Origin of the sequence: Burkholderia diffusa (assembly GCF_001718315.1) — a bacterium.
Classification (GTDB): Bacteria; Pseudomonadota; Gammaproteobacteria; order Burkholderiales; family Burkholderiaceae; genus Burkholderia; species Burkholderia diffusa_B.
The window spans coordinates 1472179-1497931 of the sequence record NZ_CP013363.1 but is presented as its reverse complement, the minus strand read 5'-3'; the positions used below and the strand labels follow the sequence as shown (position 1 = coordinate 1497931).

The 25753-nt window shown below is 66.3% G+C and carries 22 protein-coding genes and 1 pseudogene; 5 read left to right on the top strand and 18 right to left on the bottom strand.

What is annotated here, in order from left to right:
- Positions 1–10: 10 nt before the first annotated feature.
- The 4 genes from WI26_RS21955 to sapR form a co-directional block, all read right to left on the bottom strand.
- Positions 11–1081: an ABC transporter permease gene (locus WI26_RS21955; protein ID WP_069227187.1), complete on the bottom strand. Its 1071-nt coding sequence runs from the start codon at positions 1079–1081 to the stop codon at positions 11–13.
- A gap of 10 nt (positions 1082–1091) precedes the next feature.
- Positions 1092–2693: an ABC transporter substrate-binding protein gene (locus WI26_RS21950; protein ID WP_059539757.1), complete on the bottom strand. Its 1602-nt coding sequence runs from the start codon at positions 2691–2693 to the stop codon at positions 1092–1094.
- 68 nt (positions 2694–2761) lie between these two features.
- Positions 2762–3325, bottom strand: a complete 564-nt coding sequence (gene ddpX, locus WI26_RS21945) for a D-alanyl-D-alanine dipeptidase (protein ID WP_069227186.1) — start codon at positions 3323–3325, stop codon at positions 2762–2764.
- Between the two features lie 16 nt (positions 3326–3341).
- Entirely contained in the window at positions 3342–4229 is an 888-nt protein-coding gene (sapR, locus tag WI26_RS21940) for a sap1 transcriptional regulator SapR (RefSeq protein ID WP_069227185.1), read from the bottom strand.
- Positions 4230–4615: 386 nt separating this feature from the next.
- Between sapR and WI26_RS21935 the strand changes: the two genes are divergently transcribed.
- Positions 4616–5872, top strand: a complete 1257-nt coding sequence (locus WI26_RS21935; RefSeq protein WP_069227184.1) for an oxalate decarboxylase family bicupin — start codon at positions 4616–4618, stop codon at positions 5870–5872.
- A 75-nt stretch (positions 5873–5947) separates the two neighbouring features.
- Entirely contained in the window at positions 5948–7255 is a 1308-nt protein-coding gene (locus tag WI26_RS21930) for an Nramp family divalent metal transporter (protein WP_069227183.1), read from the top strand.
- 74 nt (positions 7256–7329) lie between these two features.
- On the opposite strand, the gene WI26_RS21925 is transcribed toward WI26_RS21930, so the two are convergent.
- From WI26_RS21925 to WI26_RS21905, 5 genes are all read right to left on the bottom strand, one after another.
- The gene (locus WI26_RS21925) at positions 7330–8919 is read right to left on the bottom strand and encodes an ABC transporter substrate-binding protein (RefSeq protein WP_069227182.1); all 1590 of its coding nucleotides are present in this window, start codon (positions 8917–8919) and stop codon (positions 7330–7332) included.
- A gap of 138 nt (positions 8920–9057) precedes the next feature.
- The gene (locus tag WI26_RS21920; protein WP_059464673.1) at positions 9058–9390 is read right to left on the bottom strand and encodes a hypothetical protein; all 333 of its coding nucleotides are present in this window, start codon (positions 9388–9390) and stop codon (positions 9058–9060) included.
- Positions 9391–9637: 247 nt separating this feature from the next.
- Complete coding sequence (locus WI26_RS21915) at positions 9638–9967, bottom strand: hypothetical protein (RefSeq protein ID WP_069227181.1); 330 nt, start codon at positions 9965–9967, stop codon at positions 9638–9640.
- A 160-nt stretch (positions 9968–10127) separates the two neighbouring features.
- Positions 10128–11048, bottom strand: coding sequence for a bestrophin family protein (locus WI26_RS21910; RefSeq protein WP_069227180.1), 921 nt, complete (start codon positions 11046–11048; stop codon positions 10128–10130).
- A gap of 12 nt (positions 11049–11060) precedes the next feature.
- On the bottom strand, positions 11061–13385 hold the full coding sequence (locus WI26_RS21905) for an FdhF/YdeP family oxidoreductase (RefSeq protein ID WP_069227179.1): 2325 nt from the start codon (positions 13383–13385) through the stop codon (positions 11061–11063).
- Positions 13386–13537: 152 nt separating this feature from the next.
- On the opposite strand from WI26_RS21905, the gene WI26_RS21900 reads away from it, so the two are divergent.
- Positions 13538–14959, top strand: coding sequence for a PLP-dependent aminotransferase family protein (locus WI26_RS21900; RefSeq protein WP_069227178.1), 1422 nt, complete (start codon positions 13538–13540; stop codon positions 14957–14959).
- Between the two features lie 67 nt (positions 14960–15026).
- Here the strand turns inward: WI26_RS21900 and WI26_RS21895 are convergent, their stop codons facing one another.
- The 7 genes from WI26_RS21895 to WI26_RS31570 all read right to left on the bottom strand — a co-directional run bounded on the left by WI26_RS21895 (position 15027) and on the right by WI26_RS31570 (position 21148).
- Positions 15027–16268: a mechanosensitive ion channel family protein gene (locus WI26_RS21895; RefSeq protein ID WP_059464678.1), complete on the bottom strand. Its 1242-nt coding sequence runs from the start codon at positions 16266–16268 to the stop codon at positions 15027–15029.
- A 421-nt stretch (positions 16269–16689) separates the two neighbouring features.
- Complete coding sequence (locus WI26_RS21890) at positions 16690–18147, bottom strand: DHA2 family efflux MFS transporter permease subunit (RefSeq protein WP_069227177.1); 1458 nt, start codon at positions 18145–18147, stop codon at positions 16690–16692.
- On the bottom strand, positions 18144–18707 hold the full coding sequence (locus WI26_RS21885; RefSeq protein WP_059464680.1) for an isochorismatase family protein: 564 nt from the start codon (positions 18705–18707) through the stop codon (positions 18144–18146). Before WI26_RS21885 ends, WI26_RS21890 begins: the two co-directional genes overlap by 4 nt.
- Before the next feature lie 69 nt (positions 18708–18776).
- Positions 18777–19232, bottom strand: coding sequence for a MarR family winged helix-turn-helix transcriptional regulator (locus WI26_RS21880; RefSeq protein ID WP_069227176.1), 456 nt, complete (start codon positions 19230–19232; stop codon positions 18777–18779).
- A 135-nt stretch (positions 19233–19367) separates the two neighbouring features.
- Positions 19368–19604, bottom strand: a complete 237-nt coding sequence (locus WI26_RS21875; protein WP_069227175.1) for a DUF7661 family protein — start codon at positions 19602–19604, stop codon at positions 19368–19370.
- A gap of 46 nt (positions 19605–19650) precedes the next feature.
- Complete coding sequence (locus tag WI26_RS21870) at positions 19651–20718, bottom strand: serine hydrolase (RefSeq protein ID WP_069227174.1); 1068 nt, start codon at positions 20716–20718, stop codon at positions 19651–19653.
- Between the two features lie 196 nt (positions 20719–20914).
- Positions 20915–21148 (bottom strand): hypothetical protein, encoded by a 234-nt coding sequence (locus WI26_RS31570; RefSeq protein ID WP_081065911.1) that lies wholly within the window; start codon positions 21146–21148, stop codon positions 20915–20917.
- A gap of 93 nt (positions 21149–21241) precedes the next feature.
- Between WI26_RS31570 and WI26_RS21860 the strand changes: the two genes are divergently transcribed.
- Positions 21242–22117: a LysR family transcriptional regulator gene (locus WI26_RS21860; RefSeq protein WP_069227172.1), complete on the top strand. Its 876-nt coding sequence runs from the start codon at positions 21242–21244 to the stop codon at positions 22115–22117.
- Between the two features lie 71 nt (positions 22118–22188).
- Positions 22189–22473 (top strand): hypothetical protein, encoded by a 285-nt coding sequence (locus WI26_RS21855; protein WP_059464817.1) that lies wholly within the window; start codon positions 22189–22191, stop codon positions 22471–22473.
- Positions 22474–22545: 72 nt separating this feature from the next.
- Here WI26_RS21855 and WI26_RS21850 read toward each other — a convergent pair.
- Positions 22546–22863 (bottom strand): annotated as a pseudogene (locus tag WI26_RS21850) (transporter); the annotation flags it as partial.
- Between the two features lie 88 nt (positions 22864–22951).
- Positions 22952–25723, bottom strand: a complete 2772-nt coding sequence (gene mgtA / locus WI26_RS21845; RefSeq protein ID WP_081334373.1) for a magnesium-translocating P-type ATPase — start codon at positions 25721–25723, stop codon at positions 22952–22954.
- Positions 25724–25753: the final 30 nt, after the last annotated feature.

Genomic DNA, 25753 nt, shown 5'->3' with positions numbered 1-25753 from the left:
GAAGCCGCCCTCAGCGCGCACGCGGATCGAACACGCGGTACAGCGCGTCGGTCATCAGGTTGACGGTGATGAACATCGCGCCGATCACGAGCGTCGCGCCGAGCACCGCATTCATGTCGGCGTTCAGCAGCGCGCCGGTCAGGTACGAGCCGAGCCCCGGCCACGCGAACACGATCTCGGTCAGCACCGAGCCCTCGAGCAGGTTGCTGTACGTAAGCGCGATCACGGTCAGGAGCGGCACCGCGATGTTGCCGAACGCATGCCGCCAGATCACGCGCCGCTCCGACAGACCCTTCGCGCGCGCGGTGACGATGTATTCCTGGCTCAGCTGGTCGAGCATGAAGGAGCGCGTCATCCGGCTCAGGTACGCGACCGAGTAGTAGCCGAGGATCGCGGCCGGCAGCGCGATGTGCGACACCGCGTTGCGGAACACGTCCCACTCGCCCGCGAGCGCCGAGTCGATCAGCAGGCTACCCGTGCGCGGGTCGACCATCCCGTCGTACACGGGATCGAGCCGGCCGGGGCCGGCGACCCAGTGCAGCCGCGCGTAGAACAGCAGCAGCCCCATCAGCCCGAGCCAGAACACCGGCACCGAATTGCCGATCAGGCCGATGAAGCGCGCGATGTGGTCGATCGGCCGGTTGTGCTTCACCGCGGCCGCGACGCCGAGCGGCACGCCGATCGCGATGCCGATCAATGTCGCGATCGTCGCGAGTTCGAGCGTGGCGGGGAACACGCGCCTGATGTCGTCGAGCACCGGGTTCGACGTCAGCAGCGACATGCCGAGATTGCCGTGCAGCACGTCGCGCGCGTAGATCATGAATTGCGCGACGAGCGGCTTGTCGAGGCCGAGCGCGATGCGTTCGGCCGCGTACGCCTCGGCCGACGCGCGATCGCCGAGGATCGCGAGCACGGGATCGATCGGCACCTTGCGGCCGATCACGAACGTCAGCGCGAGCAGCCCCGCGAACGTGATGGCGAGCGTGAGCGCCCAGCGCAGCACGCGAAGCGCCCAGCGTATGGCCGGGCGCCGCGCGGGCAGCGTGCGCAGCGCTTCGAGGGAGGAGGCGGGAGTCGACATGCGGCGGATCTTATTGCTTCTTCAGGTTACGGTACGACACGAGATCGTTGATCGGTCCGACTTCGAGCCCGCTCACGCCGGGCCGCGTCGCGACCTGCGCAACTTTCTCGAACATGATCACGAACGGCGAACGCGCGAGCATGTCTTTCTGCATCGCCTGATACCGTTTCGCGCGTTGCGCGGCGGTCGGCTCGGCGAGCGCGGCGTCGGTCTCCTTCGTCAGTTGCGGAATGTCCCAGCTGTTGCGCCAGGCCAGCATTTTATAGCTCGACTTGTCGGAGTTGTCGGGGTTCCATGCAAAGCCCTGCGCGTTGCTGTGCGGGTCGATGTAGTCGGCCGACCATTCGCCGATGTAGATGTCGTGCTGGCGTGCGCGGTATTTCGCGAGCGTCTGCTTGTTGTCGCCGGGGATCAACTGCACCTTGACGCCGGCTTGCGCGAAGTTCGCCTGCACGGCCTGCGCGATTTCCGTGTACGGGTAGTCGTTGCGCACGTCCATCGTCACCGCGAAACCGTTCGGCACGCCGGCCTTCGCGAGCAGCGCCTTCGCCTTCGCGACGTCGAGCTTGTACGGGTTCGAATTCAGCGTGCCGAGGAAGCCTTCGGGCAGGAAGGTCTGGTGCACCTTGTAGGTCGTCTTCACGACGTTGGCCTGGATCCCGGAATAGTCGACCAGCCACTTCAGCGCTTCCTGCACGTCGGGCTTCGCGAGCGTCGGGTTCTTCGTGTTCAGGCCGAGATACAGCAGCGTCGCCTGCGGCGAGGACGTGACTTTGGCCTTGCCCGATTTCATGACCGACGCGAGATCGTCGGGGCTCAGGTCGCGCGCCGCGTCGACGTCGCCGTTTTCCAGCAGCAGCCGCTGGCTCGCCGCTTCGGGCACATGCCGCAGCACGATGCGCTTCATCGCGAGCGGCAGCCGGTAGCCGTCGAAGCGCTGCAGCACGATGCTGTCGCTGGGCGACCACTTGACGAGCTTGTACGCGCCGGAGCCTGCTTCGTTGGTCTTCAGCCATGCGTTGCCGAAGTCGTTGCCTTGCTGGTGCGACAGCAGCAATTTCTTGTCGACCACCGACGCGGGCCACGAGCCGAGCACGTTCAACACGAAGGTCGGCGCGTACTTGTGGTCGGTCGTGATCGAGACCGTCTGATCGTCGAGCTTCTTCACGTTCGCGGCGACATTCGCCTTCGTGAGGCCGATGCCGGTCAGCACCGCGGCCGGGCCCTTGTCGAGCAGCACCGCGCGCTGGATCGACCACGCGACGTCGTCGGCCGTCAGCGGGTTGCCCGAGTGGAACTTGAGGCCCGAGCGCAGCTTGAACGTATAGGTCAGCCCATCGGCGCTCACCGTCCACGACTGCGCGACGTCGCCGTTGAATTTCGACGGGTCGCGCAGGTCGACTCGCACGAGCCGGTCGTACGTGTTCGCGACGTATTCCTCCGGCACCAGCTCATAGATCTCGCCCGGATCGAGCGTCGTGAATTCGTCGAGCAGCGTGGCCATCACGAACATGTCCTTCGGCGTTTCCGCGCGGGCGGCGGAAAGCGGAACGGCGGCGAGCACGGATGCGGCGGCCAGCGCCGCGATGAGCCGGGAGGTCGGGAATTTCATGGGCGCTTCTCCATCTGTCGTTTGAGTCGTTGAACGTGAACGTGCATGAAAAAGGGTGGGCGGCGTCGTTACATCAGGCGCCACGGGCCGCTTGCCGTGTTGTCGATCTGCGGTAACGCATGCGAACCGGGCAGTTCGTAGTGCCACCATTCGCTGTCGATGTGCGCGAAGCCGGCCGCATGCATCACGCCGAGCAGCAACAGCCGGTTGCGCTGCACGGCTTCGGGCAGCCCCGCGTGGAAGTGGCCAGACGCGGCCACCATCTCGTCGAAGCCGGTGCCCATGTCGAGCGGCTCGCCGTTCGCGCCGACGAGCGTCAGATCGAGCGCGGTGCCGCGGCTGTGGTTCGAGCCGCGGCCGAGATCGGCGACGAAGTTCGGATCGGGCAGGAAATCCCACAGCACCTGTTGCGCCTGCGGCGGCCGGTACGCGTCGTAGATGCGCAGCGTGAAGCCAGCCTGCGCGGCGACGTCGACCGCGCGGCGCAGCGCGGCTTCGGCTGGCTCGAGCAGCAGACAGTGCGCGTTGCGGTAGATCGGCTTGCCGGTCAGGTTGCGCTCGGTCGCGTAGACGAGATCGATCTCGACGCGATGCGTGGCGGGCGTGATTTCGACGAGGCGGTGACGGTTCATCGGCGGTCCGGTTCTCTCAGGATTCGAATTGATCGAAAGTGCGCTGCAGTTCGCGGTTGCGCGCGACGCGCCGGTCGATCGCGGGACCGAGGCGGTCGACCACGGCGGTGATCAGCAGGTTGAACAGGCAGGTGAGCGGCGCGAGCGAATCCCAGAACTGGCCTACATCGGTCTTCACCTGCAGCAGGTCGGCCGGCCATTCGCGCGCCCACGGGCAATACAGATCGGTGACGAGCGCGAAGGGCTGGCCGCGTTCAGCAGCGGCCTGGCAATAGCGGCGTGCGCTGCGCGAGTAGGCGCGCGTGTCGGTGACGATGCAGTACGGCCGTTCAAACTCGGAATTCAGCGAATCGACGTACGAGCCCGACTGGCCGTCGGAATAGAACACGCGCGGACGCAGGTATTCGAGATAACTGCTGAATGCATTGCTGATGCCTCGGGTCGACTGGATGCCGAGGATGAATACGGCGTCGGCATGCGCGATCCGGTCCGCGACTTGCGCGAACACGGGTTCTTCGGCGAGCCGGTACACGTGGCGGATCGCGTCGAGTTCGCGGTCGAGCGAAGACGCAAGCGTGCTGCTGCCGCGATCGCTGTCGCGCTCGCCGGCGGTCGTTTGCGTGGCGGCTGCGCGGCGGTATTCGTCGAGGCGGTCGGTGATCATCCACGGGCGATCGCCGCCTCCGCGCAGTTCGCGTTTCAGGTCGTCGAGATTGCGGTAACCGACGCTGCGCAGGAACCGCCCGACCGAAATGCCGCTGGTGCCGGTCTGCTGCGCGATCTGGTCGGCGGTTTCGAGGCCGAGCCGATCGAGGTTCGCGAGCATGTAGCTCGCGATGCGCTTTGCAGTCGGCGTGAGCTCGGCAAAGCGGGATTCGACGGTGTGGGCGAATGCGCAGGTCATCGGAGTGTTAGATCGTTGTCATTCGATGATTTGTTGTCATCTATCTAACAAAGCCAAAATCACGGGCGCCAGCGAATAAAAACTATGGGATTGTGCGCGACGATAGGGGATGGGGCGTCTGGCGGAGGTGATTCGATCAACACACACCGAACCGCCGCACTCATATGGTGTGCTCTTGCCGCCGGCGAAGCGTGCGCTGCTGCGTTGCAATAATTACAGAATGCCGACCGAATCAGATCAACTCATTAATTCAGGTTAATAATTCATTTAATTTTTAAGCCGACTTGTATTTAACTTGCGTCACGGCGCGCTGCTTTCCGATAAACGAGAAGGTGGTGAATGTCCGGAATGAATATTCGATTTTCCAAAATGATGAAGAGGGAATCATGACGAATCTTTCTCGACGCAGGATGTTGACGAGTACGGCCGGCGCGCTTGCTGCCGCGGGCATTGCGGTAACGGCAAAGGCTGCTTCGTTCGGTAATCCGGACAGCCCGCCGGAAGGCGCGATAAACGCGCGCAACAAGCAGGGATTGACCGACCCGGGCCCGCAAAATCCCGCATTGTCGAATCAGTTTCCGTCTTTTCAGAATCCGCCGGCCACCGATATAAACGGCATGCCGTTATTCTGGGCGTCGTTCAATAACGCGCATAAACGCATTCAAAACGGTGGGTGGGCGCGAGAAGTCACGCAGGACGATTTCGCGATTTCGGAAACCATTTCCGGCGTGAACATGCGGCTCACGCGCGGCGGCATTCGCGAGATGCACTGGCACCAGCAGGCCGAGTGGGCGATCATGCTCGACGGCCGCTGCCGCATCACCGTGCTTGACGAGCTGGGGCGGCCGTCGGTGCAGGACGTGAAAACGGGCGATCTCTGGTATTTCCCGCCCGGCCTGCCGCATTCGCTGCAGGGCATCGGCACCAACGGCGCCGAATTCCTGCTCGCATTCGACAACGGTCGCGCCTCGGAATTCAACACGCTGCTGCTGACCGACTGGGTCGCGCATACGCCGCCCGACGTGCTCGCGCTCAACTTCGGCATGCCGGCCGACACATTCAGGAACATTCCGCTCGACAACCTGTGGATCTTCCAGGGCGACGAGCCGGGGCCGCTCGCGGACGCGCAGCGGGCGTCCGCTTCGTCGGCCGGTACGCCGCCGCAGCCGTTCATCTTTTCGCTGGGCGACATGAAGCCGTTCAAGAAGACGCGCGGCGGCGAAGTGCGGATTGCCGACAGCACGAACTTCGACGTGTCGAAGACGGTCGCGGCGGCGCTCGTCACCGTGCATCCGGGCGGCATGCGCGAACTGCACTGGCATCCGAATGCGGACGAATGGCAGTACTACCTGCAGGGCGAGGCGCGGATGACCGTGTTCGACACGGGGCCGAAGGCGCAGACGGCAGATTTTCGCGCGGGCGACGTCGGTTACGTGAAGAAGAGCCTCGGGCACTACGTGCAGAACACCGGCCACACCGATCTCGTGTTTCTTGAGATCTTCAAGACGGACCGCTACGCGGAGGTGTCGCTGTCAGACTGGCTCGCGCATACGCCGCCGAAGCTCGTCGAGGCGCACCTGAACATCGCGCCCGACCTGCTTGCGCAGTTTCCGCGCAACCGTCCCGACGTCGTGCCGCTGTAACGCCGCCGCCGCGGCCCGGGTCGGCCGCGGCGATCAATCTTCAGGAATCCTTCATCATTCGAACGTAACCCGATCATGATTCCCGTCCCGAGCAAATCTGCTGGCGGTCTCGCGCTGCCCCGCCTGTCCACCGAGCATACCGACGGCGCGGCACGCGCCGCGCTGGAAGGGCGCCGCACCGGCATCGCCGCGCTGCTGCCGTTCGTCGGCCCGGCCGTGATCGCATCGATCGGCTACATGGATCCAGGCAACTTCGCGACCAACATCCAGGCTGGCGCCGCGTACGGCTACCGGCTTCTGTGGGTGGTCCTTGCCGCGAATGCGATCGCGATGTTGTTCCAGGCGATGTCGGCGAAGCTCGGGATCGTGACCGGCCGCAACCTGGCGCAGCTTTGCCGCGACCATTTCCCCGTGCCGCTGGTATGGGGCATGTGGATCGCATCCGAGATCGCCGCGATGGCGACCGATCTTGCCGAATTTCTCGGCGGCGCGCTCGCGTTCGGACTGCTGTGCCACCTGCCGCTGTTCGCGGGGATGATTGCGACGGCGCTTGCGACCTGCGCGATCCTCGCACTCGAGAAGCGTGGCTTCCGGCCGCTGGAAGCCGCGATCGCAGCGCTGGTCGGCGTGATCGGCGCATGCTATCTCGGTGAACTGATGATCGCGCCGCAGGACTGGCACGCGGCTGCATTCCATCTGGTGGTCCCGCAGATTCCCGATCATGCGGCGCTGACGATCGCGGTCGGGATCATCGGCGCGACGATCATGCCGCACACGCTATATCTGCACTCGGGCCTCACGCAGGATCGCAACGCAACGCGCGATGAACTCGAGCGGCGCCGGCTCATGCAGTTCTCGAACCGCGAGGTCGTCGTTGCGCTGGGTCTCGCCGGGTTCGTGAACATCGCGATGGTAATGATGGCGTCGTCGGCGTTCCATGCGAGCGCGCCGGGAACGACCGATATCGGCGATGCCTATCACACGCTGCTTCCCGTACTCGGACCGGCGGCCGGCGTGCTGTTTCTCGTCGCGTTGCTGACGTCGGGCGTGTCGAGCTCCGTCGTCGGCACGATGGCAGGGCAGGTCGTGATGCAAGGATTCATCCGACGCCGTCTGTCGGTCTGGGTACGGCGGGCAGTGACGATCGCGCCCGCGTTCGTGGTGGTCGCGTGCGGGTGCGACATCACGCGCGCGATGGTCGCGAGCCAGGTGGTGCTGAGCTTCGTTCTGCCGATGCCGATGATCGCGCTGCTCGTTCTGTCGGCGCGGGCGGACGTGATGGGACGCTACGCGATGCGGGTGCCGCTGCGGATCGTCGCCGGCGCGGCCACCGTCGTGATCGTCGGGCTGAACGCGTATCTGGTATGGGCTGCGTTCAACTGAACGGCAGGTGCGGCGTAGGTGGGACGACACTGCCCGCGGCAAGCCGGAGTGGCCGCGCGGGCAGTGTCGTGAGCTTACTTTTTCAGCGTCCGGTACGACACGAGATCGTTGATCGGCCCGATCTCCGGCCCGGTCGTGCCGGGGCGCGTCGCGACCTGCACGACCTTCTCGAACATGATGACGAACGGCGAGTTCGCGAGCACGGCCTTCTGCAGTGCCTCGTAACGCTGCGCGCGTTTCGCGGGCGACGGCTCGACGAGCGCGGCTTCGGTGTCTTTCGTCAGTTGCGGGATGTCCCAGCTGTTGCGCCATGCGAGCATCTTCGTCTTCGACTGGTCTGAATTGTCAGGATTCCATGCGAAGCCGCGCGCGTTGCTGTTCGGGTCCATGTAGTCGGGCGACCATTCGCCGATGAAGATGTCGTGCTGGCGCGCGCGGTATTTGCCGATCGCCTGCTTGGCATCGCCCGGAATCAGCTTTACGCGGATGCCGCCCTGCGCGAAGTTCGCCTGTAGTGCCTGTGCGATCTCGAGGTACGGATAATCGTTCGGCATGTCCATCGTCACGTCGAAGCCGTTCGGCAAGCCGGCCTTCGCAAGCAGCGCCTTCGCCTTCGCGACGTTCAGCTTGTACGGATTCGAATTCAGCGTGCCGAGGAAGCCTTCGGGCAGGAAGGTCTCGTGCACTTTGTATGTGGTGCTGACGATGTTGCGCTGGATGCCGTCATAGTCGACCAGCCACTTCATCGCCTGTTGCACCTCGGGCTTCGCGAGATTCGGGTTCTTCGTGTTCAGGCTCAGGTACAGCAGCGCGGAGACCGGCCAGGACGCAACCTTGATCTTGCCCGCTTTGGTCAGCGCGGCGAGGCTGTCGGGGCTCAGGTTGCGCGCGGCGTCGACGTCGCCGTTTTCCAGCAGCAACCGCTGCGCGGATGCTTCCGGCACGTGGCGCAGCACGACGCGCTTCATCGGGTACGGTGCGCGGTACTTGTCGAAACGCTGCAGCACGATGCTTTCGTTCGGCGTCCACTTGACGAGCTGGTACGGGCCCGAGCCCGCGTCGTTGGTCCTCAGCCACGCGCTGCCGAAATCGCTGCCCTGCTGGTGCGACATCAGCAGCTTCTTGTCGAGCACCGACGCCGGACACGCACTCAGCACGTTGAGCACGAAGCTCGGCGCGTACTTGTGGTCCGTTTCGAGCACGAAGGTCTGCGAGTCGACCGCGCGCACCTTCTGCATCACGTTCGCCTTCGTGAGGCCGAGATCGGCGAGCACGCCGGCCGGGCCCTTGTCGAGTAGGATGGTGCGTTGCAGTGACCACGCGACGTCGTCGGCGGTGACCGGGTTGCCGGAGTGGAACGTGACGCCGGGGCGCAGCTTGAACGTGTAGGTGACGCCGTCGGCGCCGACCGACCAGGATTGCGCGATCTGTCCGTCGAAGCGCGTCGGGTCCTTCAGGTCGACCCGCACGAGCCGTTCGTAAGTGTTCGCGACGTACTCGGACGGCACGAGCTCGTAGATTTCGCTCGGGTCGAGGGTCGTGAATTCGCCGAGCTGGGTGGCGACGACGAAGATGCCGGACGGCGTCGCGGCCTGCGCCGGCAGCGCCGGAACAAGTGCGACGAGCGCGGCGCTGACGAACAGCCGGGACAGCAGATGCTTCATGCGGGCTCCGTGGAAAGGGAATCGTGGTGCGATTCTCTCATCGACGGCGGCCCGGATGAAAAAATTCGACGGGCGCGCATGTCGGCGCCCGGGTGACGCGGCTGGCAGGACGGGCGGGGCGCCCGGCGCCGGCGACGGTCAGATCACGCAGCGAGCGATCGCGAAGCGCATCGCTTCCTCGGCCGGCTCGTTGCCCGAGCCGCGCACGACCTTGACGACCGAACCGCTGCCCGACGGCGTGAGCGTGACGAAATACGAGCGCGATCCGACGGTGATGTCGGTCACGCCGTTGTGCTGCGACTGCTCGGTGCCGGACAGGCGGCTGTCGAGGCAGTTGGCGATCGCGTGGGCCGGGCGCGCGGACGACACGTAGATCATCGGTGCCGAGCCTGACGCGGCCGAATCGGACGAGGGCGCCGAGCCGCAGGCGGCGAGCAGGGCGGCGGGAAGGAGCAGCAGGAATCGTTTCATGATCGGGATCGTCGTGTGTCTCGTGTCGAGGCTGGGGCGCGGGGTACGCGAAACGCGGAGCTTCGCGACGAAACCGCCGGAATCGTGCCGTTCCTGACGGTCGATGCGGGTGGCGGCTGACGTCGGAGTATACCCGCCACACTTGACGCGAACGGCTTGCTGAAACGATTCGATACAACAACAAGCGCCCGCTGCCGCATGGCGGCAGCAGGCGTTTCAAGCGATGGCGAATCGACGCTTGCCGGCGTTACTGGCCGATCTTGTGGCTGACCGCGTTTTCCTGCTGGTTCAGCACGTGCTTTTCGCTCTGCGTAATGTGGCCGCGATCCTGCGCGGCCATGTCCCGCTCTTCCTGGCGGATCTTGCGGTCGTCACGATGCAGGCGCGCGGCCTGGGCGTGCGACATCTCGCCTTCCTTCACTTCGTGACGGATCCGGCGATTCTGGTTGGCGAGGCGCTGGTTGACCTCTTCGCGGCGCGGGTGCGCTTGCTGCCACGGCGTTTCGGCGAATGCGGTGCCGGTCAGCACCGACATCAGGGTGGCGGCGATCGCGAGATGGCGGGTAAGGGCTCGCATGACGTTTTCTCCTGTCGTTGCGCGTCACGAAACGTGTGCGCTTGTCGAAAAAACGTTGTGCGGGCCGCGGCTGTTGACGTTTCCGGCTGTATCGATTGCAAGTCTTCATTACAGCGGCCAGGCCGGCCGAGCGTGCGTCGCGCGTCGGCAGTCGAGCCCGTCAGGTGAGCCGATACGCGGGGCCCGGTGTCAGTTCCGCCGGCAACGGTTCGCGGTTCAGTTCGAGCAGCGTGCGCTCGATCGTCCGCGTCATCGCATCGAGTGCGAGGTGGTTTGGTCCGTCGCCGAACGGCTCGGCGATCGCATGCGCGATCGCATCGAGCGCGATCAGCGTATAGGCCACGAACACGGTGACGAACGGCGTCGCCGCGCCGATCGAATCGACGAGGCCGAACGGCAGCAGCACGCAGTATGCGTAGATGGTCCGGTGCAGCAGCACGTCGTACGAGAACGGGATCGGTGTCGACGCGATGCGCTCGCAGCCGCTCACCATCGACACGAGATCGTCGAGGCGCGCGTCGAGCATCCACAGCCGGGTATCGGCGAGATGGCCCGCGTCGGCACGTGCGGTGAATCTTTGTCGCAGCTCATGGACGATCGCGATCGGTGCAAACCGGGCGGCGGCGATGCGTGTACAGGTAGCGTCGTCGAGCAGCGTGCGCAGGTCCACTGAGGGATCGGTGCCGCGCAGCTGATGCTTCAACGCATGGACGAATGCGACGACCTTGCGTACGAACGCCTGCCTTGCGTCGGCGTCGCCGTCGATCGCGCCGTAGCAGAGCGCCTGCGATACCAGCGTGCGCGTGGCGGTCAGCACGCCGCCCCACAGCTGCCGACCCTCGCGATAGCGTTCGTAGCTTGCGTTGTTGCGAAACCCCGCGAAGATCGCGAGCGTGAGGCCGATCAGCGTGAACGGCGTCGGGTTCAGCGGCACTTTCTCGCCGAGCACGCGGCCGCCGCCCCATACCGCGACCAGACTGATCGCAAGCGTCAGCACGAGCTGCGGCAGGATGGTCGGCAGCACCGATCCGTTCCAGACGAGCAGCATCCGCAGCCAGTGCTCGCGCGGCCGAACGATCATCGCGGCGCTCCGTCAGGCGGCGGCCGATGCCGGCGCGGCCGCGCGATGCAGCAGCACGGGCACCGACTTCGACGTCGGCGTGTTGCATACGTCCCCGACGCTGTCGAGCGGCACCAGCGGGTTCGTTTCCGGGTAGTACGCGCCGATGCATCCGCGCGGAATGTCGTATTCGACGAGCAGGAAGCCGTCCGCGCGCCGCTCGATGCCGTCGTGCCAGACCGTTTCCATGTCGACCCATTCGCCGGCGTTCAGGCCGAGCATCGCGAGGTCGTCGCGATTGACGAACACCACGCGGCGCTGGCCGAATACGCCGCGATAGCGGTCGTCGAGCCCGTAGACGGTCGTGTTGTACTGGTCGTGCGAACGCGTCGTCATCAGCGTCATCAGGCGCTCGCCGTGCAGTGCGCGAGCGCGCTGGATCGGCGTGTCGGTCGGCAGCGCATGCGCGATGAAGTTCGCCTTGCCCGTCGGCGTCAGCCATTCGCGGTCGCGCGACGCGACGCGCAGGTGGAAGCCGCCCGGCCGCGCGATGCGCGTGTTGTATTCGTGGAAGCCGTCGACGGTCGCCTCGATCGCGTCGCGGATCTTCGTATAGTCGTCCTTGTAGGCGAGCCAGTCGATCTTGCCGCTGCCGAACAGCGCATGGCCGATGTGCGCGACGATCGCGGGCTCCGACATCAGGTTCGGCGACGCCGGCTTGTTCATCCCGTACGACACGTGGACCATGCTCATCGAATCCTCGACCGTCACGCCCTGCGCGACGTTGTCCTGCAGGTCGATCTCGGTGCGGCCGAGCGTCGGCAGGATCAGCGCATCGCGGCCGTGGATCAGGTGGCTGCGGTTCAGCTTCGTCGTGATGTGCACGGAGAGATCGCAGCGGCGCATGCCTTCCCACGTGCGCGGCGTGTCGGGCGTCGCCATCGCGAAGTTTCCGCCGAGACCGATCAGTACCTTCACGCGGCCTTCGAGCATGCCTTCGATGGTTTCGACGACGTCGTAGCCGTGGTGGCGCGGCGGCGCGAAGTCGAACACCTGGCCGAGCCGGTCGAGAAACGCCTGCGACGGTTTTTCCTCGATGCCGACCGTGCGGTTGCCCTGCACGTTCGAGTGGCCGCGCACCGGGCACAGGCCCGCACCGGGGCGGCCGATGTTGCCGCGCATCAGCATCAGGTTCGTCAGCATCTGCACGGTCGCGACCGAATGCTTGTGCTGCGTGATGCCCATCCCCCAGGTCGCGATCACGCGCTCGCTGCGTGCATAGAGCTGCGCGAGGCCGTCGATCTGCTCGTACGGCACGCCGCTCTCGGCCGTCAGCGCGGACCAGCTTTCGTTGCGCAGATCGTCGGCGAACGCATCGAAGCCGGCCGTGTGCTCGTCGATGAACGCGGTGTCGACGACGCGTGGCGCGCCGGCGGCGCGCGCGGCATCGTCGAGTTCGAGCACGCGCTTCGCCATTCCCTTGATGAGCGCGAAATCGCCGCCGATCGTCGGCTGGATGAAGGTCGACGCGATGTTGGTGCCTGACATCGTCAGCATCTCGAGCGGGCTTTGCGGATCGGCGAAACGCTCGAGCCCGCGTTCCTTCAACGGGTTGATCGACACGATCGTCGCGCCGCGCTTCGCGCATTCGCGCAGCTCGCCCATCATCCGCGGATGGTTGGTTGCCGGGTTCTGGCCGAAGATCAGCAGCGTGTCCGCGTGCTCGAAATCGTCGAGCGTGACGGTGCCCTTGCCGACGCCGACCGACGCCGGCAGCCCGCGGCTCGTCGCTTCGTGGCACATGTTCGAGCAGTCTGGGAAGTTGTTCGTGCCGTACATCCGCACCAGCAACTGATACAGGAACGCCGCCTCGTTGCTCGCGCGGCCGGACGTGTAGAACGCCGCCTGATTCGGATCCGGCAACGCGCGCAGGTGGCGTGCGATCAGCTTGAACGCGTCGTCCCACGCGATCGGCACGTAGCGATCGGTCCGCGCGTCGTACACCATCGGGTCGGTCAGGCGGCCGTGCTGTTCGAGTTCGAAATCCGTCTGTTCGAGCAGCTCGGTGACGGTGTGCGCGGCGAAGAATTCGGGCGTCACGCGCTTGCTCGTCGCCTCGGCGGCCACGGCCTTCACGCCGTTCTCGCAGAATTCGAACGTCGATGCATGCTGGCGGTCGGGCCACGCGCAGCCCGGGCAGTCGAAGCCGTCGGGCTGGTTCTGGCGCAGCAGCGTGCGGTAGTTGCCGCCGGCGACCTTTTCCTTGATCAGATTGATCGTGACGGCTTTCAGCGCGCCCCAGCCGGCGGCGGGGTGGGTGTACGGTTCGATGCGCGCGGCGGCGGATTTCTTTTTCATGATGCGTGTGTCGGGGTCGATGCACGGAGAGTACGCGCGGGGCACCGGCCGCTGTGTGTACACCTTTCATCTTCAAAAAAGAGTACAGTTGCGCCCAGTCAGGCAGTGCGGAGCCCAACTGTGTTGTTGAAGGAAAGCTGAAAGGGAGGCGCGTGAAGCGTTACGAACAACTGGCCGACGATCTGCAGGCGCAGATCGAGCGCGGCGTGTACCGGCCCGGCGAGCGGATTCCGTCGGTGCGCCAGGCGAGCCGGCAGCAGCAGCTCAGCGTCACGACCGTGCTGCGCGCGTATCTCGTGCTGGAGAGCCGCGGGCTGATCGAGAGCCGGCCGCAGTCGGGTTACTTCGTGCGGGCGCGGGCCACGGCGCCGGCGGAGGCCGAGCTGCACGTGTCGGCGCCGGCCGCCGAGCCGTCGGCGGTGGACGTGAGCCAGCTCGTGCTGTCGACGCTGCGCTCGATTGCGCGCGACGACGCGGTGCCGCTCGGTTCGCCGTATCCCGATGCGTCGCAGTTCCCGGTGCAGCGTCTTGCGCGCTACGCGCAAGCGATCGGCCGGCGCCGCACGCGCTGGGGCGTGATCGACGACCTGCCGCCCGGCAACCAGGAACTGATCCGCCAGATCGCGCGGCGCTACGCGGAGCGCGGGATCCCGGTCGAGCCGGGCGAGATCGTGATGACGATCGGCGCGACGGAGGCGATCAACCTGTGTCTGCAGGCCGTCGCAAAACCCGGCGACACGATCGCCGTGGAGTCGCCGACGTTCTACGCGATGCTGCACGCGATCGAGCGGATGGGCATGCGTGCGCTCGAAGTGGCGACCCATCCTGGCGACGGCATCGATCTCGACGCGCTCGAACGGATCCTCGCGCGCGAGCGCATCGCCGCATGCATGGTGATGCCGAATTTCCACAATCCGCTCGGCTTCCAGATGCCCGATGCGCGCAAGCGCGCGCTCGTCGAGCTGCTCGCGAAGCACGACGTGCCCGCGATCGAGAGCGACGTCTATCACGAGCTGCACTACGGCGACACGACGCCGAGCGCGCTGAAGTCGTACGACCGCGACGGGCTCGTGCTGCATTGCGCGTCGTTCACGAAGAGCCTGTCGCCACGCTACCGGATCGGCTGGGCGATGCCCGGCCGGTACCGCGACCAGGTCGAGAAGCTTAAATTCCTGAACACGCTCGCGACGCCCGCGATCGAGCAGCTTGCGATCGCCGAATACCTGAAGTACGACGGCTACGATTTCCATTTGCGGCGGATGCGCAAGCAGTATGCGCAGCAGGCGAGCCTGATGAGCGCGATGGTGCGACGCTTCTTCCCGGAAGGGACGCGATTGTCGCAGCCGCAGGGCGGGTATGTGCTGTGGGTCGAGCTGCCGCCGCAGGTCGACGCGATGAAGCTGTATGCACTCGCGCTTGCGCAGGGAATCACCATCGGGCCCGGCCACATGTTCTCGGCGACCGCCGATTACCGGCACTTCATCCGGCTCAACTACAGCTATCCGTGGTCGCGGCAGATCGAGGACGCGCTGAAGGTGGTGGGACGGCTCGCGTCCGAGTGCGCGGGGCGGTGAGCGGCGCCACGCGCGCCGCGATGCCGCGTTACCGGCGGCGACCCGTTGCAGGCCGCCGCGGCGAGCATTACAGCGCGTGCGGCGCCGTCATGTCGGCTTGCACCGCGCCGGCCATCCGGCGCATGTCGAAGCCTGACGGATGCTGGTACACGCGCAGCCCGAACTCCGGCAGCACCGCGATCAGGTGATCGAACAGGTCGGACTGGATCGCCTCGTAGTCGACCCAGGTCGTCGTGTCGGTGAAGCAGTACAGTTCGAGCGGAATGCCCTCGGCCGTCAGCGGCAACTGGCGCGCCATGCACGTCATGTCGCGGCGGATCCGCGGATGGCCCTTCAGGTAGTTCGCGACGTACGCGCGGAACGTGCCGAGGTTCGTCAGCTGGCGGCGGTTCGCCGGGCATTCGCCGGCCGCGCCGAGCGTGCCGTTCCATTGCGCGATCGCGTCGACCTTGTCTTCGAGGTAGTCCTTAAGAAGCGTCAGGCGTTCGAGCCGTTCGATCTCGTCGTTGTCGAGAAAGCGCACGCTCGTCGCGTCGATGAACAATGCGCGCTTGATGCGGCGCCCGCCGGCCTCGGTCATCCCGCGCCAGTTCTGGTAGCTCTCGGTGATCAGCTTCCATGTCGGCACCGTGATGATCGTGTGATCGAAGTTCGCGACCTTGACCGTGTTCAGCGTGATGTCGATCACGGTGCCGTCCGCGCCGGCCGATGGCATCGTGATCCAGTCGCCGATCCGCAGCATGTCGTTCGACGACAGCTGCACGCCGGCAACCAGGCCGAGCAGCGTGTCCTTGAAGATCAGCATCAGCACTGCCGACATCGCGCCGATGCCCGACAGCAGCAGGCCGATCTGCTTGCCGGTCGCGTCGCCGATCACGACGAGCGCGGCCGTGATGAACATCACGAGCTTGACGAGCTGCATCGCGCCCTTCAGCGACAGGCGCGGCTGGTCCCGCCGGCTCGTGCGATGCGTGTGCTCGAGCGCGGACAGCGTCGTGCTGATCGTCATCGACACCAGGAACACGATCAGCGCGAACAACACCTTGTCGGCGGCCTGCGCGGCCATGGCGGGGATGCCGGGCACCGCGCCGAGTCCGAGCTTGATCACGACGAACGGCACGATGCGATTCAGCCATTTGAACGCGCCGAACTCGAACAGCGCGTCGTCGATGCGGGTGGCCGACAGCCGCGCAAGACGCGCGACGACGCGGAACAGCAGGAAATGGACGGTGGCCGTGATCGCGCCGGCGGCGGCGAGCAGGATGAGGATACCGACGAGCGGCGCAAACCAGGATTCGTTCAGGGTCATAGGGGCAGGCAGGGTCCTTCTTGTGCGTTGAATCAGCGTCGCGATGCGGCGCGCGCCCGGTGAAGGGCACATGAAAGGGACCGTGATTGTGCCATCGGGTTCCGGCCGTATGTCGCGGATGCATGACGCAGGGCTCCGGAACAATTCCGCGGTTGCGTGGCACCGCCCGATTTTCGTGCTTCGCAACACGCTGCGCGCATTGCGGCAATGCCCGCTCGGAGTACGTGTCGCATAGCGGCAAGCGGGGGGAAGAAGGTGCTCGGCTCGCTGTATCTGTCGTGGCTTGCCACGCGCATCGCGCGCGGCGGCAAGCCCGGCATCGACGAGGCCGGGCATCGGCCGTCTGGGTCCGTCAGCGGCGTCTGGACGCTGTGGCACAACCCGAACGGTCGGGCGATGACGCTCGGCGCGGCGCCGGCATTCAGCGCGAACCGGAACGCGCGTCCGTCGCCGGCCGTCCTCCCGCGCCGCTCGACCATCGAGGCAGTCGCAACGTCGTCGCGAAACTCGCCGCATGCAGCGCGCAAAGCAGGCCGAACGCGCACGCATAGGCGACACCGTGCGTGCCGCCCGTCGTCGACACGGATTCCGCCTGCAGCCGCCATGCGAGAAACAGCGTGCACATCGTCGTGAACGTCGGGCCGCCGAGGCGCTGGACGATATTGAGCGACGTCGTCGCCATCGGCAGGTTGCGCCGTTCGACCGACGCATACGCGGCGGAAATCGACGGGGCGCCGATCGCGCTCTGGCCCATTCCGCGCAGAAACAGCGCGGGCACCAGCACGTACGGATCGTAGCCGGCGAGCGCGAGATACACGAACGGCAGCGTCGCGGCCAGCGCGAGGAGCGCGCCGGCGGAGGCCAGCCGGCGCACGCCGAACCGGCTGGTCAGCGCGCCCATCGACGGAAAGGTGACGAGCATGCCGAGCCCGAGCGGCGCCAGCAGCCAGCCCATCTCGCCGGGCGAGCGGCCGCACGCCCGGATCAGGAATACCGGAATCAGCATCTGGCCCGCGTAGATCGCGCCGTTCGACAGGAATTGCGTGGCGGCGGCCGCGCCGAACACGCGCGAGCGAAACAGCGCGAGGTCGATCAGCGCATGCGCGCCCTTGCGTCGCTCGACGCGCAGGAACGCGGCGAGCAGCAGCACGGAAGCCGCGATCGCGGTGACGCCGGGCACCGCGTCGATGCGCTCGGCGCCATACAGGAACAGCACGAGCGCTGGCGACAGCAGCGCGAGGCCGATCCAGTCGAGCTCGCGCCGCTGCGTTTCCTCGCGGTCGCCGGGCAGGAACCATACGGCCAATGCAAGCGCCAGTGCACCGACCGGCAGATTCACGAGAAACAGCCAGCGCCACGATGCGTGCTGCAGGATCGCGCCGGCGACGACCGGCCCGAGGATCGGCGCGATCAGTACGGGCACCGCGGCATAACCGATCACGCGCGCCATCTGCTGGCCGGCCACGCGCGCGATCATCATCTGCGCCATCGGCGCGAGCAGCCCGCCGCTCACGCCCTGCAACACGCGAAATGCGATCAGCGACGGTGCGGACCACGCGAGCCCGCACAGCGCCGACGTCAGCGTGAATGCGGAGAAACACCACAGGTACAGCGCTTTCGCGCCGATGCGGTCGACCAGCCAGCCGTTCAGCGGCAACACCAGCGTGAGCGCGAGCAGGTAGCCGCTCGTCACCCACTGGATCGTCGACAGGCTCGCGTGCAGGTCGGTCGCGAGGCTCGCCAGCGATACGTTGACGATCGTCGCGTCGAGTTGCGACAGCAGCGAGCCGAGGGTCGCCACCGCGCTGACTTTCCAGATCGACGGATCGAGCCGGTCGGCCGCATGGCCCGGGGCCGGCCGAGCGCGTTTGTCGTTCACGCGCCGCGCCGGTCGATCAGCGCGAGGATTTCCTGCGTCGAGCCCGTCTCGCCCAGGCGCGGGAACAGCCGCTCGACGCTGTTCGCATGTGCGTCGGCGTTGAGGTCGGTCATCGCGTCGACCGCGAGCGTCACGTTGTAGCCGAGCTCGTGCGCCTGGCGGGCAGTCGATTCGACGCCGATGCTGGTCGCGATGCCGGCCAGCACGATCTGCGTGACGCCGGCCGCTTTCAGGTGCGCGTCGAGACCGGTGCCCGTAAATGCGCCCCAGGTCTTCTTCGTCACGACATGGTCGCTTGGCTGGCGGTTCAGTTCGGGCAGAAGATCGGTCCAGTCGGCGGGAAGGGCATCCAGACGCACCTGCTGTTGCGTGCGGCCCGGCGCGCCGCCGGCGACGTTCACGAGCACGACCGGCAGGCCGCGGCTACGGAACGCGTTGAGCAGTTCGCGCGTACGCTCGATCACCGGTGCAACCGGGTGGGCGGTGGGCAGCGCGACGATGCCCTTCTGCAGGTCGATGACGACGAGCGCCGTTTGCGTGTCGAGACGGGTTGTGCTCATGACGTGAAGGCTCCGTGAATTGGGCGAGGGAAAACGTGCGCGCGAATGCCGCGCCGCACGCGCGCGGGGTCATTGCTCGCCGATGCGCCGGATCAGCGGAATCGCGGCGGCGAGCGTGCGGATGTCTTCGGGGGCGAGCTTCCCGATCGCGGCGCCGAGCCACTTGTGCTTCGCGGTGTCGCGCTTGCGACGTGCCGCGAGGCCGGCCGCGGTCAGTTGGAACAGGATCTGGCGGCCGTCGGTCGGGTGAGGCTCGCGTTCGACGAGCCCGTCTTCCTCAAGGCTCGCGAGAATTGCCTTCATCGACTGCGGCTTCATCGCCTCGGCGCGAGCGAGATCGGCGGTCGTCATCGGCCCCTGTCGTTCGAGCCGCGCGAGCGCGCTCGTCTGCGACATGCCGAGCCCTTCGGACTCGATCTCGGAACGCAGCCGGCGGATCAACTGGCCCACCGCGAGGGTCAGATCGGCGGCAACGGCATCGGTGCGAACGCCAGGTGTGCGTGGTGGTGTCATGCGGCGGATCATAGAACACGACAGTTTAGCTTGCAAGTTTGGCTGTCGAATTTGGCGGACGCGCACGATGCGCGATGCAGCGGGCGTGGCGGGTCGTTGCGCGGCAAACCACCGGTGGGCAGCACGTCGGCGATAGGCGGCGGCGCGTTATGCGCGGCGCGGCGACGGGACCGGCACGACGTCGTTGTACTTCGGCGACGCATGCTCGTGCAGCAGGTCGCCGAGATATTGCGCGAGTTCGTCGGCGGCGAGCGCGGGCGGGATATGCAGGTTGGCCGGCCGTCGCTTGCCTTCGGTACCGAGATCGAACACTTGCCAGCGGCCGTTCGAACGCACGACGGCGAGCAGGCGTCCGAACGCGTTGAAACGGTATTCGTGCTGCATGGCATCGCTCCTTCGTGGATGAATGCGGCGGCCGCGCGCGTCGTGCTTACTGGATCGAGCAGGCTAGCCAGCGATGGATCTTCATTGCATCGCTCGACACGCCGGCGCGCGTCGGCGCACCGAGCAGCACGACCGTTTCGCGGCGGCCCTTCACGTGCATGCGCATCACGACACCGTGCCCCGATTCGTTGATGAAGCCGGTTTTCTGCAGCCGGATCGGCAGGCGGCCGTAGCGGACGAGCGGATCGGAGTTCACGTACAGCAGCTCGCCGTCGCCGGCCTGCACGGTGGTCGACGTGTCCGTCGAGAAATAGCGGATCAGCGGATCCTGCGCGGCGGCGCCGACAAGCCGCGCCAGATCCTCGGCGGTCGACACGTTGTGCGGCGACAGGCCGGTCGGTTCGCGGAAATGCGTATGTCGCATTCCGAGCCGGCGCGCCTCGCGGTTCATCGCCTTCACGAACGCGGCGCGGCCGCCCGGATAGTCGCGGCTCAGCGCGGCGGCCGCGCGATTTTCCGACGACATCAGCGCGATATGGAACATCTGGCGGCGCGACAGTTCGGCGCCGATCGGCAGCCGCGAACCGGTGAACTTGATCGTGTCGCGATCGCGCGCGGTGACGCGCAGCACGCCGTTCAGCGGCCGGTCCGCATCGCGCGCGACGACGGCCGTCATCAGCTTCGAGATCGACGCGATCGGCCGCACCGTGCGTGCGTTGCGGGCCAGCAGCGGCGTGCCGGAATCGACGTCGAGCACGTAGGCCGCGCGCGAGTGCAGCGAGCGTACCGCGCGCGGGCTGTAGCCGCAGCTCGCGAGCAGGCGCGGTTTCGCGGCGGCGCGTGGACGAACCGCATTCGTGCGTTTCGCGCGCCGGTGCGGCGCGGGCGCCGCGTGACGCTTGACCGCATGATGCTTCACGCGCGGGCGACGGTGCTTGACGGCCTTGTGCTTGCGGGGCGCGGGCTTCTTCTTGACGACTTTCGCATGCGGGTGCGGCGACGCGGTGCGATGCGGCTGCGCGGACGCGTTCGTCGCGAACGCGAGTGTCAGGAACGAGAGGGCGATGATCAGGGTAGTCCGGGCGCGAGGCAGGCGCGCAATGAGGCCGGTCAAACGAAAGTCTCCTTTTCACGCGCGTTGCGGCGGCGCGAAATGCGTGGGCGGTCAGCGGGTGCGGGAAATTATAAGGTCGATCGCGTGGCGATGACGATGGATGCGCGCGCAATGATGCGCGATGCGCGCGGTTTCTTGCTGTTTTTTTGCTGACGGTCGAACGCGTGCGTTCGTCGGCGGGGCCTGGCGTGTCGATTCAACGCGGCCAGTTCCGTCGCGACACGACCGCGAAGCTGATCGCGATCGAACCTGTGGCGGCGCGCGGCGGCGCGTCATCCAGCGAATCGCCGAAGCGGAAGCGGCGGCGGCTGTCGGTGCGTGCGGTGCGCCGCTCGGACGCTGGCGCATCGGGCTCGGCATCGCTTGCGTCGGCGACGACCGTGTCGCACGACACGTCGGTCAGGCACTCGGCCGCATGATCGAGAGGCATGGTGATGAATTCCGAAAGGGATGTGCCCGTATTGAACGCCACGCCATTCGATCAGTAAAATGAATGTTTCGATCGATACGATTCCTTTCAAGAATGGAATTGAAACTGCTGCGCACTTTCCTGACGGTCACCGAGCTCAGCCATTTCAGCCGTGCGGCCGACACGCTGCACATGAGCCAGCCGGCGCTGAGCAAGCAGATCGGCGCGCTCGAGGCCAGCCTCGGCGGCAAGCTGTTCGAGCGCGGGCGGCACGGCGCGGAACTGACGCCGTTCGGTGAACGCTTCCTGCCTGACGCGCAGGCGCTCGTGCGCGATGCCGACGAGATTCTCGCGCGTGCGCGGGAGGCGACCAGCGGGCAACGCGGGCATTTGCGGCTCGGCATCTGCCTGTCCGTGCTGACGCTCGTGCCGAAACTCGTCGCCGAATTCCGGCGCCGCAATCCGGGCATCGCGGTCACGCTGAGCGACCTGTCTTCGTCCGAGCAAACGCGGCGGCTGCGCGCGGGCAAGCTCGACGCGGGGTTCCTGCGATTGCCGTCGGATGAAGGATTGTCGTCGTTCAAGGTGATCGACGAGGGGCTCGCGCTCGCGGTGCCGCCGCACCTCGGCTTCAAGCGCGTGCCGGCGGATCTCGATGTGCTCAACGAGATCGGCTTCATCGCACTGCAGCGCGCACGCGGCCCCGGCCTCGCCGCGCAGATCGACCGGTGGTGCGTCGAGCGGCGCTTCGTGCCGCAGGTGATGCAGCAGGCGGAGGACGTGCAATCGGTGCTCACGTCGGTCGCGGCCGGCGTCGGCGTCGCATTCATTCCGTCGCGTGCGCAGTACCTGTTGCGCGACGCGACGGTATTGCCGCTCGCCGGCAGGAACGCGAAATGGCGCGTCGGGCTGGCGTGGCTGTCCGATCGCGACGATCCCGTGACCACGCGTTTCGTGTCGTTCATGCGCGCCGCGATCAAGGGTGCGTGACCGGGCGTATAGTGTCCGCGATTGCCTCCTTCCTGAAGGCCGGTCCTGCGCCGGCTCGTGAGCCCGAACCGATGACTTCAGAATCCGACGACGCCCCGCTCGATCCCGCACTCGTTGCGACGCTCGCGACGCTGCACGAAGCCGCAACCGATCCGTCCGGCAAAACGTGGTCGCTGCCGAAGATCGCGAAGCGCACGCACTTGCCGATGAGCACGCTGCGCCGCGCACTGACGCAGCTCGATGCCGCCGGCCTGAGCGCGACGACGTCGAACGACGACGGCACCGGCAGCGCCGCGTTGACCGAAGAGGGGCGCGCCGTGTGCGCGCAACTGTTCGGCGCGAACGACGGCAAATGAGAAAACGGGCCGCCCGAAGGCGGCCCGTCGCCGTGCGAATGGACATGCGGCGTCGGCCGCATCACCACGGCATCACCATCGCGCCGTTACCCCGCCCATGACGGAATGACGGTAGGTCTGGACGTTCAGCCCGTGCCGGTAGCCGATGTCGAGGTCGAGCCAGCGTTTCGGCGAGTAGATCGCGCCCGCGATCACGAATGCCGGATTCGCGCCGGCCGAGCTTTCGGTGTTGCGCGACAGGCCGATGTCCGCTACGAACTGCAGCGTGTCGATCGCCTTGTAGAGCGCCGCGGCCGACACGGCCCAGACCGAGCGCGGATCGCCCCGGCGATTCGGCTGGTAGGCGAGGCCCGCATCCAGCGGCGCGAGGAGGGCGCTCGCGGTCGCAAGCGGAAGCATTTCTCTTTTCATCACGTCACCTGTCGTGCGTCGTGGGCGGCCGGCCCATGCGGGCCGGCGCGCCGTCGTTCGGAGGAAATCAGAACCACTGCTTGTAGCGACGCACATAGATCGTCTTGACCATCTGCGCGAGCAGGATGTAGCCGACCATCGTTGCGGCGAGCCACAGCCAGTAGGTGCCCGGCAGGTGCATGAAGCCGAGCGAATCCGCGAACGGCGAGAACGGCAGCCAGCAGCCGATCGCGATCGCGGTGAACGTCGACAGCAGCACCGGCAGCGCGGCCGTGCTCCGCAGGAACGGAATCTTCTGCGTGCGCAGCAGGTGCACGACGAGCGTCTGCGACACGAGGCTCTCGATGAACCAGCCCGAGTTCATCACGATCTGGCCGCCCGATCCGCCGTGCAGGTGGTACATCGCTCCCGCGCCGAACACGGTCCACATCAGCACGTAGGTCGTGATGTCGAACACCGACGACGTCGGCCCGACCCACAGCATGAAGCGGCCGATGTTGCCGGCTTCCCACTTGCGCGGCTTCTTCAGGAACTCCGGATCCATCTTGTCCCACGGCAGCAGCATCTGCGACGTGTCGTAGATCAGGTTCAGCACGAGCAGTTGGGTCGCGAGCATCGGCTCCCATGGCAGGAACGCGCTGGCGACGAGCACCGAGAACACGTTGCCGAAGTTCGAGCTGGCAGTCATGTTCAGGTACTTGAGGATGTTGCCGAACGTCTCGCGGCCCTTGATCACGCCTTCCTCGAGCACCATCAGGCTCTTTTCGAGCAGGATGATGTCGGCGGTTTCCTTCGCGATGTCGGCCCCGCTGTCGACCGAAATGCCGACGTCGGCGTCGCGCAGCGCGGGCGCGTCGTTGATTCCGTCTCCGAGAAAGCCGACGGTGTGGCCGTTCGCCTGTAGCGCCTTCACGATGCGCGCCTTCTGCAGCGGTGTGAGCTTCGCGAACACCGTCGTGCGTTCGACGACCTTCGCGAGCGTCGCATCGTCGAGCGCTTCGATTTCGGAGCCGAGCATCGGCTTGCCCGGTTCGAGGCCGACCTGGCGGCACACTTTCATCGTCACGGTCGGATTGTCGCCCGTCAGCACCTTCACCGACACGCCGTTCTCGCGCAGCGCGGCGAGCGCCGGTGCGGCCGATTCCTTCGGCGGATCGAGGAAGGTCAGGAAGCCGCGCACGACGAGGTCGCGCTCGTCGGCGGTGCGGTATTGTTCGCGTTCGTCGCCGCGCGGGATCGCACGTGTGGCGAGCACCAGCACGCGGAAGCCGTCCTCGTTGTAAGCGTTTGCCTGTTCGAGCAGCCGTTTGCGCGCGACGAAGTCGAGCGGACGCACGCCGTGCTCGTCCTGCACGTGGGTCGATACCGCGAGCATTTCCTCGACCGCGCCCTTGCAGATCAGCAGGTGCGCACCGCGCGTGTCCTCGACGACAACCGACAGGCGGCGGCGCACGAAGTCGAACGGCAGCTCCTCGATCTTCCTGTAGCCCTGCGGTTTCACGCGCTCGCCGATCTCGTTGGCGCGCGCGACCACCGCGATATCGATCAGGTTCTTCTGGCCGCTCTGATGAAAGCTGTTCAGCCAGCCAAGCCGCAGGATGTCCTCGTTCCTGTGGCCGGACAGGTCGAGATGGTGTTCGAGGATGATCTTGTCCTGCGTGAGCGTGCCGGTCTTGTCGGTGCACAGCACGTCCATCGCGCCGAAGTTCTGCACGGAGTTCAACCGCTTCACGACGACCTTGCGGCGTGCCATCGCGATCGCGCCGCGTGCGAGGTTCGCACTGACGATCATCGGCAGCATCTCGGGCGTGAGGCCGACGGCCACCGCGAGCGCGAAGGTGAGCGCGCTCAGCCAGTCGCCCTTGGTCAGGCCGTTGATCAAGAATACGATCGGCACCATCACGAACATGAACCGGATCAGCAGCCAGCTCACGCTCGCCACGCCGCGGTCGAAACTCGTCTCGATGCGCTTGTGGCTCACCACGTTGCGCGCGAGCGATCCGAAATAGGTGTCCTCACCGGTCGCGACGACCACTGCCGTCGCGGTGCCGCTCACCACGTTGGTGCCCATGAAGCACACATTCTCGAGATCGAGCAGCGACGTCGACGCGTCGTTCGCCCCGCCCGGTGTGCTCGCCATGCCCGCATGGGCCGACTTGCCCGCGACCGCGCCGAGCGTGTCGTACTTCTCGACCGGCAGCGCTTCGCCGGTCAGCACGGCCTGGCTGATGAACAGGTCGCGCGATGCGAGCAGACGCACGTCGGCGGGAATCATGTCGCCGGCAGACAGGTGCACGATGTCGCCGACCACCACTTCGCGCATCGGCACCTCGCGGCGCGCAGGCTCGGACGTGTCGGTCACCGCGCGCTGCACGGTCGCCGTCGTGCGGACCATCGCCTTGAGCTTTTCGGCCGCGCGCAGCGACCGGAATTCCTGCACGAAGCGCAGCAGCGCGCTGATCGTGACCATCGTCAGCAGGATCGTCATGCCGACGTAATCGCGATCGTCGGGGGCCGAGAAATAGACGTCGGTGAAGAAGCTGATCGCGGCCAACACCAGGAGCACGTAGACGAACGGATTGTGGAACGCATGCAGCAGCTGGCGCGTCCAGTGCGGCGGCTTGTCGTGCGCGATTTCGTTCGGGCCGTGGTGCTGCAGGCGGTCGGCAGCCTGCGCGCAGGTGAGGCCGCGCAGGCTGGTATGCAGCGACTTGAAGGTTTCGTCGAGCGGCCGGGCCGCTTCCTGCGCGGCGCGCATCACGCGAGGTTCGCTCTGCTGACCGGGTCCGGAGTTGATGAAGCCGCGCTGTTTCTTCTGAGAGTTGTTTCGTTGAGTCATGAATCGCTCCTTGCGCATGAGGCGGCGGGC